An 11487-nucleotide genomic window follows, 5' to 3' on the forward strand; every position below is an offset into this window, starting at 1 on the left:
ATCTCCTTATATCCTAGTTTGTCTGTTCTTTGGTCGTCACTTTTTCGATGCGTTTTTCTGGGTTGGCATTGACCACGATGCGATGCACATAAATACCCGGCAAATGAATTTGGTCAGGGTCTAGCTCGCCAGTTTCCACCAATTGCTCAACTTCGACAATGGTGACTTTACCTGCCGTGGCGACATCTGGGTTAAAGTTTCGCGCCGTTTTGTTGAACATCAAGTTGCCTGCTTTATCGGCTTTTTGGGCTTTGACCAGTGCCACGTCAGCGACTAATGAGCGCTCAAGGATATATTGACGACCGTCGAATTCACGCTCTTCTTTACCTTCAGCAATTTGGGTACCTACGCCAGTGGCGGTAAAGAACGCAGGGATACCCGCACCTCCTGCACGCAATTTTTCTGCTAGTGTCCCTTGTGGGGTCAATTCAACTTCCAATTCACCCGATAAAAACTGCCGTTCAAATTCTTTGTTTTCACCCACATACGACGCAATCATTTTTTTGACTTGGCGAGTCTCTAGTAATAATCCCAAACCAAAACCATCGACACCAGCGTTATTGCTGATACAGGTCAAATCTTTAACGCCGCTATCTCGCAGGGCTTCAATTAAAGCTTCGGGGATACCACACAGACCAAAACCACCGACCGCAATCGTTTGTCCATCTTTGATGACGCCTTCAAGTGCCGAAGCTGCGCTGTCATATACTTTGCTGGTCATACATTCACTCCTTGTCGCTAACCAATGTTGTTAATATTATTTACCAAAAATAAAAATTACGCTCAAACCTAAAAATTCAAAAACGAAACAAATTGTATCATTATAGAATTTATATAACAAATTTTGTCTTAAGTAAATCACATTGCATGAATTTTTGCAAAAAGTAAACCCAGTTTTTCGCAAAAATAGGGCATAAAAAAAGGCATACTAGGGATGCCTTAAATTTATCAATTTTTAACAGTCAATTTTTTATCGATTGTCTAGTCATCATTGGCAGAACGGGTGATGCGTTTGGCGTTCGAGTTGACCGTTTTGGCTTGTCCGTCAATGGTCGTGCCAAATTTACCGCCGTTGTTATTTTTGCTACCAAAGCCCCCGAACGGATTTTGTCCGGCCATACCACCAAATGGATTTTGACCGCCAAACGGGTTTTGTCCACCCATGCCGCCAAGACCCCCTAAGCCACCCATTTTTGAGGGATCCATACCGCCCATTTTGCTTGCCATCATTTGCATCAATTTTTCTGGGTTTTTAGTGGCATAGTCTTTGGCAAAGGCTTTAAACTTATTTTGTACCGCAGGTAATAACACAATAAGTGCCGCAATATCACTCAAAATACCGGGCAGTACCAATAAGATACCTGCCACCGCAAAAGCAATCGCTTTAACCACGGAATTTTCATTGGGACGCATAGCAGGGTTAAGCATGGCGGCTTGGGCTTGTCCAGCCATCGGTTTTAAGGTGGCTATGCCTTTTTTAATGAGTGCGGCACCCACAAAACCCGCCAGAACAAACCATAAAAACACCCACCAGCCACTGACAAATTGTGCGATTAGATACCAAACCAGCATCTCAATAATCAACCAGACAATGGCAATCCCAACTATGTTTCCCATGAAAATACAATTCCTAAATTGTGAATAAACTATAAAGAACAAACGATGAATCATTAACCAATGCAATAATGATGGGGGTAATGAATAAAACTATCAAATAGTTTTTTGAAATTCAGCAAATTTTTCGTTAAATTTTTGATAAATGCTATAATTTGACTGCATTTTTAGCAAAATTTTTTTGTGGGTATCTTTTTGTACGAGCATCTTTTATGAGCATCTTTATTGGTATTGACCCAGGCTCACGTCTGACAGGGTATGGCATCATTCGATTGAGTGGAGATAAACTTGAACATTTGGATGCAGGCACGATTCATGCTTATAGCCAAGGGGAAACCATGCCCGAGCGGTTAAAACGTATATTTGATGGGGTTAGCCGTATCGTTGAGCACTATCAAAAATACACCAATGAACCCATGACCGCCGCCATCGAGCAAGTATTTATGGCATCAAACCCCGATACCGCGCTCAAGCTTGGGCAGGCGCGGGGTGCAGCGATTGCCGCCATGGTTGCCAAAGATTTGCAAGTTGCTGAATATACCGCACGGCAAATCAAACAAGCGGTATGTGGCTATGGCGCGGCAGACAAAGAGCAGATTCAGCTTATGGTCATGCGTTTGTTGAGCCTTGAGATACAGCCGCAAGCGGATGCGGCAGATGGCTTGGCGTGTGCGATTTGTCATGCCTATCATAGCCAGACACTGAATAAATTGCTCGGCGGTGCCGCGGTGATCGGTGGTCAAAGCGCAGGTGGACGCTCAAAGAAAAAAGGTCGCTGGCGCTTGACCGAAGTTGATTTGGGTAATTTAAGTTAAAAGATAGGTTAAAAGATAAGTTAAAAGGCAGTGGGCAAACGAATCTCAAGAAAATTTTTATATCCAACAAGGCTTTTGATGGGTTTAGACTTCTTTGTCAGCACAAAAATCGCTACAATGGCATCTTTTGAAAATTGAACACAAGAAGTACCTCATGAGCCAACTAGCTACTGCAACTTTATTGATTAAATGCCAAGACCGCGCAGGCATTGTGCAAGCTGTATCCGAATTTTTTTATCGTTATGGCGCCAATATTATCAGCCTTGACCAATACTCGACTGAGCCCGAAGGCGGTCAATATTTTATGCGCCTTGAAATGGCTATCAATGATTTGGACAATATCATCGATAATATGAAAGGCAGTTTTGAGCATACCGTCGCTCGCATCTATCAAATGGAATGGAAACTATTTGATAATAGTAAACGTAAAAAAGTGGCGATTTTGGTGTCCAAATACGACCATGCGCTACTTGATTTGCTGTGGCGCTGGCAACAAGGACAACTAGATTGTGAGATTACCTGTGTCGTCAGTAATCACCATGATTTGCGCCAAGCGGTAGAAAATTTTGGTGTGCCATTTCATCAAGTAACTGTGAGCAAAGACAATAAAGTACAAGCAGAAGCCGAGATTCAAGCGCTGGTAAAAAACTGTGATTTGTTGGTGCTGGCGCGCTATATGCAGATTTTGTCCGCTGAATTTACCGCCGCCTGGCACATGAAAATTATCAATATTCACCACTCATTCTTGCCAGCCTTCGTCGGCGCCGATCCATACCGCCAAGCCTATGAAAAAGGCGTCAAACTGATTGGTGCCACTGCGCATTATGTCACAGCCGACCTTGACCAAGGACCAATTATTGAGCAAGACGTGCACCGTGTCAGCCATCGCCACCATGTGGCAGAATTGCGGGCGATTGGGCAAGATGTCGAGCGTAGCGTGCTGACCCGTGCCGTGCGTTGGCATCTACAAAACCGGGTGATTGTCACAGGCAATAAAACGGTGGTATTTAACTAATTTTTCATCCGTTATTTATTGTCATTGCAGCTTATCTTGTTATATTAGGGCGTAGGTTTTACGCCCTTCTCATTATTATAAAAATAATCTACCTGTGGTAGTCCTATGCCATTATCAAAATCGCCTCCGCCACCATCTAACACTCATTTGACGCATTATAAAACCTTGGGCTTACTGCTCACCTTATATTTGGCTCAAGGCTTGCCCGCAGGATTTATCACCCAAGCCTTGCCAGCGATTTTACGTGAATACAAAGTCTCACTGGTTGCCATTGGTTGGTCAGGGCTGATTTTGGTACCTTGGGGGCTTAAATTCCTATGGGCTACTGTCGTGGACGGCTATTATTCACAGAAAATCGGACGCGCCAAAAGCTGGATTTTACCGATGCAAGGGTTGTCGATAGTCATCCTGATTGCGGTGGCATTTTTTGAACCGCATAATTTGGCACAAACCCCTTCGGTGATGACATTGTACGGGATGTTATTTACCTTAAGTCTCATTGGGGCGACACACGATGTGGCGACGGATGGGCTAGCAACCCGTTTGCTTAAAACGGCTATGGCGCCCAAAGAACCGCTGACCCATGATATGCCTGCGCCTGATTCGGTGAATCAAACGACCAATCACCATCATCGCCAAAGCCAAGGCAATGCCGTACAAGTCATCGGCTATCGGCTAGGATTTATCATCGGTGGCGGTGTTTTACTGATGCTGTTACAACAATGGGGCTGGCGTAATAGTTTTCTTGCCATGGCGGCTTTGGTGGCAATGAATACCGTGCCCATTGTGTTTTTTAAAGAGCACACCAACACCTCGATTGAACCCCCAAAAAAACAAGTGCAGGCAGCAAAATCTGGCAGTTTTAAGGCGCTAAAAAATTACCTTAGCCACCATTATCAGTATTTTTGGTCATCGCGGGAGATGCTGGCTTGGCTAGGGGTGTTATTGACCTATAAAATTGCTGATGGTATTTCAAGTGGCATGGTCAAACCGATGATGGTCGATGTCGGAGTCAACTTGCAGCAAATTGGCTTTTGGGCAACCATCTTGGGCTCGGCTGCCTCAGTCGCTGGGGCAGGGGTCGCCACAATTTTGATGAAACGACTCACTCGCTTTGCTTCACTACTATATTTTAATCTTGCCCAAGCGCTGACCACAGGGTTGTACGGCTTGGTCGCTTATGGGTTTTATCATCAGTTACTGACGGACTTTTTGTGGCTATATGTTGTCAATGCGCTGGAGCATTTTTGTGCATCGTTGGCGCTGATTGCGATGCTCACGACCATTATGCATTATTCACGCCCTGCCAATGCGGGGAGTGATTTTACCGTGCAGGTTTGTCTGTTGACGGTGTTGGGCGGCTCAGCGCATTTTGCCAGCGGCTATATGGCGCATTTTTTGGGTTATCAATGGCATTTTTTGGTGAGTATGCTAATTGGCTTTGTTTGCCTTGCACCAATAATTTACTGGCATAAATTACAAAATAATGAGAAATAATTTCATTTTTAATTGAATTTTGATATTTTTGACCATATTATCTATTTATATGATAAATTAGAAAATATAGATAGAGCGGAGGGGATATGGCAAAAACATTTTGGCTGAACCAAAAATTTAATATCAATTTACCCATTTGGACGTTATTGTCACCAACTATTGCCGCTTTAGTGCTTGCGGTGCATTTGATTTGGCATCCATCAGGTATCATCATGAATACCGTGACGGCGATTTTTTTGATGGGGTCAGTTTTTGCTGCCGTGCATCACGCTGAGGTGATTGCTCACAAAGTGGGGGAGCCTTTTGGTACGTTGGTTTTGGCATTGGCGGTCACTGTGATTGAAGTGGCACTTATTTTGGCACTCATGAGTAGTAGCACACCCACCGATGCCGCCGTGCTTGCCCGTGATACGGTATTTGCAGCAGTGATGCTGATTTGTAACGGGATTATTGGTATTTGCTTGTTAATTGGTGGTATCAAAAATTATGTACAGCGTTATAGTTTGCATGGCAGTAAAGCGGCAATTAGTGTGTTATTGGCGATTGCATTAATCGTATTTATTTTACCCAATTTTACCACCTCTGCCGCAGGCGGTTTCATGATTGGCGCTCAGCTGCTGTTTGTAGCGATCTGCTGTTTGATTTTGTATGCCGCATTTATCTTTACCCAAACCATTCGTCACCGAGATTATTTTATTGCTGACGGGGAAGAAGACCTGCATCACAGTGATAATGCGCTAACCACGGCGATGAGTGTGGGATTTTTGTTTCTCAGTTTGGTGACGGTCGTGGGTCTTGCTAAGATGTTGTCGCCTGCGATGGAAGCGGCGCTGCTCGCGATGGGCATGCCAAAAATCGTGTTAGGGATTATTATTGCTGCCTTGGTACTCTTGCCTGAATCTATTGCTGCGCTAAAAGCTGCCTACAACGACCAACTGCAAAACAGTTTAAATTTGGGGTTAGGCTCGGCTTTGGCGTCTATTTCGTTGACAATTCCTGTTATCGCGCTTTATTCAATCTTCACAGCAACGCCTGTCATGTTTGGGTTGTCTGCCAAAGAAGGGCTAATGCTAGTCATTACGCTCATGATAACCATCAATACTTTAAGTACCGGACGCACCACTTTTTTACATGGCATCATCCATTTGGTCATGTTAGCCACTTTTGTGTTTTTCTCCATTATCCCCTAAAGGAATAAATGGCATAGAAAATTGGCGTAATAAATGAAAGACTACTTGCAATCAGTAACATTCTTTTACTAAATACTCATGCTCATCAATTTAAGTTTTTGCTAATCTAGAGGGCAACTAGAATAACGCCATCATTAACACGATTATCATTGTAGTGATTTAAGGTTGTTCTAGTCATTTGAGGTGTTGAAACGGTCATTTAAGAGTTTCAACAAACCAGACATTAAAAATCGCACATTAAAATATTACAATATAAGGAAAAACAAATGGGACTATTTAGTTTTGCAAAAGACATCGGTGATAAAATCTTTCATCGTAACAAAGACGCTGCGCCAGCATCGACACCTGCATCAAACGTCGCACCAACCGCAGCGCCTGCCGCTTCTACTGAGCCATCTGCACAAGAGATTGCAAACTTATTGATTCAGCGCATCCAACAAAATGCCAAAATTGACAATCTATCAGTCAACTATGACGGTAACACTGACAAAGTAACCATTAATGGTTCTGCTGCTAACCAAGCAGAGCGCGAAAAAGCCATTCTAGCAGCAGGTAACGTACAGTATGTTGCACAAGTGGAAGACAACATCACGGTTGCGACGCAAGAGCCAGAATCTCGTATGTACACAGTGAAATCAGGCGATACGCTGTCAAAAATTTCAAAAGAAGTGTATGGCGATACCAACCAATACAACAAAATCTTTGAAGCCAACAAACCATTACTCTCTGACCCAAACAAAATCTATCCAGGTCAAGTGCTTCGTATCCCAGCTTAATTTTTACCTTAAGCCTTTTAAAAAACTAGTGACCCCTGTCGCTGGTTTTTTTATAAAAAAATTTGCATATCGACAAATAAAGTTTTATAGTATATCTCTGATTCATTAGTTTTGATAACATATCAAACTATGAATGCAATCAAATTTTTATTTCCGCTCTGTTTTGGCATTCCGATGTTAGTACCATCGCCAAAACCGCCACCCTAGCAAAAGGGAAAAAGGAGACACATGATGTCCGTACTTACTCACAACGTAAAACGTCTAAACAACACTGTTGATGTGTCTGCCGTCTGTTTTAACTAATTAAAATCTGGTTTTGTAACAGCGTATATGTCATACGCTCTATATTTACCGATTTTGATTTACTAAACCCAAAGTACCACCATCAATAGTAACTGACTGAGAATAAAGCGAATTTTGGCTTTTGATTGTGTTTATTGTGATGGTAACGATTTGGGTTTTTTGTTGTCTAAAATTTCCCTATTTTCCCATATCCCTAGTTTTACATGTCACAGAAATCGTCGGATAGCTAAAACGCAACTTGCGACAATAAACTTTTTCAGAGCAGTAAGTTTTTCAAGCGCATTTATGTATGTCAGTCTTGTTTGCCAGTCGTGTCAAACGATTGGACGGCGTCTTATTGTTTAAATTTACTTATCAAAGTTATTTCAAAAAATTTTAATTATCATTTATTGGTCTAAATTTGCTACGCTAAAATTTTAAGGGTGTGTGAATTTAGCATTCAAAAAGAAAAAATATATGAGTATTCAATTAGTATTAAATAAATCTGCGCAACATGGCGTACCTGTCAAAGTATTTACCAAAGATATTGAACAAGAAGCCATCCAGCAGTTACGTAATCTTGCCCAGCTTGAATTTATCCATCATCACATTGCAGTGATGCCTGATGTGCATGTGGGCAAGGGTGCGACTGTGGGTAGTGTGATTCCGACTAAAGATGCGATTATTCCTGCGGCGGTGGGTGTGGATATCGGCTGCGGCATGAACGCGGTGCGACTGTCGCTCAAAGCCCACCAATTGCCCGATAATCTAGCTAAAATCCGTACAGCGATTGAAGCCAAAGTCCCTGTCGGTTTTAACCAGCACCAAGCCATTACGGTGAAAATGACTACGCTTGACCCACTTACCAAACGCCTAAAACGCATCACCGATAAGCACAAAGGGCTGCTCAAAATGCTGCGCAACTTTGAGCGAACTTGGGCAAAACAGCTCGGTACGCTGGGCGGTGGTAACCATTTTATTGAGCTGTGTATCGATGAAAATGAGGATGTCTGGGTGATGCTGCATTCGGGCAGTCGCGGCATTGGCAACTGTATTGGCGAGTATTTTATTACCCTTGCCAAAAAAGAACAGCAAAGCCGCTTTGGGCATGTGCCTGACCGTGATTTGGCGTATTTTGCCCAAGGCTCCCATAGTTTTGACGATTACCTTGAGGCGGTACAATGGGGGCAGGATTATGCGTTAGAGAATCGCCGTGAAATGATGCGGCTGATTATCAATGTGCTACAGCGTGAACTGCCGCATTTTACCTTGACTCGCGAGGCGATTAATTGCCATCACAATTATGTCAGCCAAGAACACCACTATGGTGAGGATGTGTACGTAACCCGTAAAGGGGCAATTTCTGCTTTCGAGGGTGAGCTTGGTATTATCCCTGGCTCGATGGGGGCAAAATCCTATATCGTCAAAGGCAAGGGCAATAGCGAGGCGTTGTGTTCGTGTTCACATGGGGCAGGGCGACGCATGAGCCGTGGCAAAGCGATTCGGCATTTTAACCTTGATGACTTAAGAGCACAGACGGCGGGCGTAGAGTGCCGTAAAGACAAGGGCGTGATGGATGAAATTCCAGAGGCGTATAAAGATATTGATGCGGTAATGGCGAATCAGTCGGAGCTTGTCGAAGTCGTGCATACGCTTAAACAAGTGATGTGTATTAAAGGATAAACCATGAAAAACCAAAAACAATTAATCAAATTGGGCGAGCAACTGGAGAAAAATCTGTCAATCGCTCAATCCAATTTGGCTGTTAAACCTCGAAATTACTTGGCGTTAAATCCGCTTTTGCAAAAAGGCGGACTGCATGAAAAAGACGATGTCGAAATCGCCCGCAAAAAACAACGCAGACAGACCAAACAAAACTTGCGAAAAACGGATTGGCTAATCAGCCATGAGGGTTAAATCAATTTTGCTCTGAAATAAGGGGGATTCTTACGATGTTTGCCTAGATAGACAAAAATTTCTTTGGCTTTGATGGGGTCAAAAGCCGCAGGATCAGCATACGAAAACCATTCTACATAGTTATCAACAGTTAAAGTCGGCAGGGTAGGTGCGGATAACATTGTCGCCTCGCTATATTCCGCTTGCCAGCGATCGGGACTCAGATACACATACCATTCTGTCCCAGTAATCCCTAAATTAACCGAAGGGGCGATATCATTTGGGGCAAGGATGGTGGGTTGAGCTTGTTCACATAAATCCCGTACTCCAATATTCTTAATCTCATAAGCCCCAAAAATAACTTTTAAATGGTCAATAAAACGTACTAGCTCACTTTTATTTGGTTGGACAAGGGATAGAATAATGTTACAACACTTACCTGTTGTGGCATGACTAAATAAAAGCTGACACAATTCATTGGCTGAATTAAAACCTAACTCACAACGTTTTTTTCGGCATTTACGGTAGCGATCAATGGCTTTTTCTATATCATCGTGGTAATTGAGCAAATCATTGCTGGCAACTTCAAAGTGAATATGAAAAATATCAGTAAGTTTTTTCACCACCTCATGAACATCGGTCATTTTTTTATCCGATTTGGTGAATACGGAAATGAGTAATTTCGTGCGGGTGAGGGTTGGCATTATGTAGATTCACCTTTTACTAGCTAATAAATTTACCCTTTCAAGTTTACATCCCTAACTTTTAAAATTCTAGCATTGAGCCACGAATGACGAAAAGATTTATCTTACGCAACCTTTTAAATATAAAAGCTAGAAAATAAACATAAAACCATAAGCAGACCAAACAAAACCTACGCAAAAAAGACTGGCTAAGCAATTAGAATTAGACAAAATAAAAATCCCCCTAAAATTTGTAAGGGGGATTTTCAATCCAAATTTCTATCAAAGAATTTATTCAAAGACCACATCCGCCCCATCGGCTATCGTGCCATACAGACTTAAGGCATCCCAATTGGTCAAACGTACACAACCGTGTGATTTTTGCGCGCTGATTAACTCAGGCTCAGGCGAGCCATGAATACCATAGCTCCGTTTTGATAACCCAATCCAAGCGCGCCCCACAGGGTTGTTGGGTCCTGGTGGTAGCCACTTTTCTTTGGAAGAAAAATCAGTATTATAGGTGGGGTTTAATACACGGTTTTTAACTTTTAAGGTGCCAGACGGTGAGGGGGTATAGTTGGAACCCACGGTTGTTGGGTAGCTTGCAACGAGTTCACCACTGGCAGCATAGGCGTACAAGATGTTTTTCTTTTTATCGCTCACAACCTTAGTCACTTCCGTCATATTGGGCTGATAAGGATTGTAGACAGTGATAATGTTACCCGCTTTGAGTGGCGTGGTGGGGTTTAATCGACTCACCAGTTTTTGGCTCATATGGAATTTTTCAGCTACCGCTTCACGCGCTGATTTGTATTGCATGTCTTTGGGCGCTTTAGTAATAACCAAATCATCGCGCGTTAGCTGATAATTGATAAAAATCGGCTGCTTATTTAAAGTCTCGTTACTAGTTAACGCCGACCAAGTGGCTTCATCCATTGTAGTCGTTGCAGGCAGATTGTGCTTTTGCTGAAAAACCTGCATCGCTTTGATGGTATTTTTATTCATTATCCCTGTCAGCGCACCCACACTATGCCCATGCCAGTTAAGCAGTGCTTGGGTCTTAAATACAAGCAGTTCATCAGGCTTAATGAGCACTTGTTTTGATGGTAACGCGTCTTTGTTAGCCATGGATGACGGATTATCATTAGCCGATTGTTTGAGCGCAGCATAGTCAATAGTTGATTGAAAACCCGTCACAGATGGGGTCGCTGAAGCAGATGCGGTTGATGCCGCTTGTGACGCCGCCACCGCAGAGGCAGGCATGGCTGGCAAATCAATAGCGCCTGTGGGTGACCAACTCACTTGGTTCACTTGCTGGGCAACCATCGGTAAATTATCAGTGGTATAGGCAATCTCTGGCAAGGCTTGTTTCAGTCGTTGCTGCACCAAGCTTGCGCCAACAAACTGTTGACTGACATTGGCTTTTAGTGTTGGGGCAGGCGAAGAGGCAGCGACACTTGCGGTTGTACTGGCTGCAGTACTAGCTGCAGTACTAGCTGCAGTACTAGCTGTAGTACTTGCTGTCGGAACTGTGGGTACATCCATGGCTTGATTGGGTGACTGTTGACAGGCAGATAAACTGATAGCAAGCAGTAGGCCTGTAAAGCAAGGTAATATTTTATGATAAGCAGACATAGTCATTGAATTTTAAGAAAAATTTAGCAAGTGAGGATGGAAGGTTATCGAGGTTTTAGAGAAACGATAATGGCATACTATAGC

At 43.1% G+C, this 11487-nt stretch carries 11 protein-coding genes; 7 read left to right on the top strand and 4 right to left on the bottom strand.

Going from position 1 to position 11487, the window contains the following annotated elements; genetic code table 11:
• Positions 1–13: 13 nt before the first annotated feature.
• Both RTJ53_RS00135 and RTJ53_RS00140 read right to left on the bottom strand, forming a co-directional pair.
• Complete coding sequence (locus RTJ53_RS00135; RefSeq protein WP_060994364.1) at positions 14–721, bottom strand: CoA transferase subunit A; 708 nt, start codon at positions 719–721, stop codon at positions 14–16.
• 260 nt (positions 722–981) lie between these two features.
• Complete coding sequence (locus RTJ53_RS00140; protein WP_312275313.1) at positions 982–1617, bottom strand: FxsA family protein; 636 nt, start codon at positions 1615–1617, stop codon at positions 982–984.
• Positions 1618–1826: 209 nt separating this feature from the next.
• Here RTJ53_RS00140 and ruvC point away from each other — a divergent pair, with 209 nt between their 5' ends.
• The 7 genes from ruvC (at position 1827) to RTJ53_RS00175 (ending at position 9106) form a co-directional block, all read left to right on the top strand.
• Positions 1827–2429 carry a crossover junction endodeoxyribonuclease RuvC gene (gene ruvC / locus RTJ53_RS00145; RefSeq protein WP_312275314.1) on the top strand — a complete coding sequence of 201 codons (603 nt, stop codon included), beginning with the start codon at positions 1827–1829 and terminating at the stop codon, positions 2427–2429.
• Between the two features lie 154 nt (positions 2430–2583).
• A complete protein-coding gene (purU, locus tag RTJ53_RS00150) occupies positions 2584–3444 on the top strand; it encodes a formyltetrahydrofolate deformylase (RefSeq protein ID WP_312275315.1) in 861 nt (286 codons plus the stop codon).
• A 105-nt stretch (positions 3445–3549) separates the two neighbouring features.
• On the top strand, positions 3550–4941 hold the full coding sequence (locus tag RTJ53_RS00155; protein WP_312275316.1) for an MFS transporter: 1392 nt from the start codon (positions 3550–3552) through the stop codon (positions 4939–4941).
• An 86-nt stretch (positions 4942–5027) separates the two neighbouring features.
• Positions 5028–6131 (top strand): calcium:cation antiporter, encoded by a 1104-nt coding sequence (locus tag RTJ53_RS00160; RefSeq protein WP_312275317.1) that lies wholly within the window; start codon positions 5028–5030, stop codon positions 6129–6131.
• A gap of 266 nt (positions 6132–6397) precedes the next feature.
• The gene (gene lysM, locus RTJ53_RS00165) at positions 6398–6907 is read left to right on the top strand and encodes a peptidoglycan-binding protein LysM (protein ID WP_007114907.1); all 510 of its coding nucleotides are present in this window, start codon (positions 6398–6400) and stop codon (positions 6905–6907) included.
• Between the two features lie 759 nt (positions 6908–7666).
• Positions 7667–8872, top strand: coding sequence for an RtcB family protein (locus tag RTJ53_RS00170; RefSeq protein WP_312275318.1), 1206 nt, complete (start codon positions 7667–7669; stop codon positions 8870–8872).
• A 3-nt stretch (positions 8873–8875) separates the two neighbouring features.
• The gene (locus RTJ53_RS00175; RefSeq protein ID WP_312275319.1) at positions 8876–9106 is read left to right on the top strand and encodes a hypothetical protein; all 231 of its coding nucleotides are present in this window, start codon (positions 8876–8878) and stop codon (positions 9104–9106) included.
• Here the strand turns inward: RTJ53_RS00175 and RTJ53_RS00180 are convergent.
• Together RTJ53_RS00180 and RTJ53_RS00185 are read right to left on the bottom strand one after the other, a co-directional pair.
• Positions 9103–9789 carry a hypothetical protein gene (locus RTJ53_RS00180; RefSeq protein WP_312275320.1) on the bottom strand — a complete coding sequence of 229 codons (687 nt, stop codon included), beginning with the start codon at positions 9787–9789 and terminating at the stop codon, positions 9103–9105. The two genes, RTJ53_RS00175 and RTJ53_RS00180, sit on opposite strands and share 4 nt — an antisense overlap.
• Before the next feature lie 270 nt (positions 9790–10059).
• Complete coding sequence (locus RTJ53_RS00185) at positions 10060–11409, bottom strand: L,D-transpeptidase family protein (RefSeq protein ID WP_312275321.1); 1350 nt, start codon at positions 11407–11409, stop codon at positions 10060–10062.
• Positions 11410–11487 lie beyond the last annotated feature (78 nt).

The organism is Moraxella sp. CTOTU46711 (assembly GCF_031975715.1).
GTDB lineage: Bacteria > Pseudomonadota > Gammaproteobacteria > Pseudomonadales > Moraxellaceae > Faucicola.

What these genes read in the sequence shown, in the direction of transcription:
- RTJ53_RS00185 (WP_312275321.1), bottom strand. Translation starts at nt 11,409, where the DNA reads ATGACTATGTCTGCTTATCATAAAATATTACCTTGCTTTACAGGCCTA.
- RTJ53_RS00135 (WP_060994364.1), bottom strand. Translation starts at nt 721, where the DNA reads ATGACCAGCAAAGTATATGACAGCGCAGCTTCGGCACTTGAAGGCGTC.
- RTJ53_RS00180 (WP_312275320.1), bottom strand. Translation starts at nt 9,789, where the DNA reads ATGCCAACCCTCACCCGCACGAAATTACTCATTTCCGTATTCACCAAA.
- RTJ53_RS00170 (WP_312275318.1), top strand. Translation starts at nt 7,667, where the DNA reads ATGAGTATTCAATTAGTATTAAATAAATCTGCGCAACATGGCGTACCT.
- lysM (WP_007114907.1), top strand. Translation starts at nt 6,398, where the DNA reads ATGGGACTATTTAGTTTTGCAAAAGACATCGGTGATAAAATCTTTCAT.
- RTJ53_RS00155 (WP_312275316.1), top strand. Translation starts at nt 3,550, where the DNA reads ATGCCATTATCAAAATCGCCTCCGCCACCATCTAACACTCATTTGACG.
- purU (WP_312275315.1), top strand. Translation starts at nt 2,584, where the DNA reads ATGAGCCAACTAGCTACTGCAACTTTATTGATTAAATGCCAAGACCGC.
- ruvC (WP_312275314.1), top strand. Translation starts at nt 1,827, where the DNA reads ATGAGCATCTTTATTGGTATTGACCCAGGCTCACGTCTGACAGGGTAT.
- RTJ53_RS00140 (WP_312275313.1), bottom strand. Translation starts at nt 1,617, where the DNA reads ATGGGAAACATAGTTGGGATTGCCATTGTCTGGTTGATTATTGAGATG.
- RTJ53_RS00175 (WP_312275319.1), top strand. Translation starts at nt 8,876, where the DNA reads ATGAAAAACCAAAAACAATTAATCAAATTGGGCGAGCAACTGGAGAAA.
- RTJ53_RS00160 (WP_312275317.1), top strand. Translation starts at nt 5,028, where the DNA reads ATGGCAAAAACATTTTGGCTGAACCAAAAATTTAATATCAATTTACCC.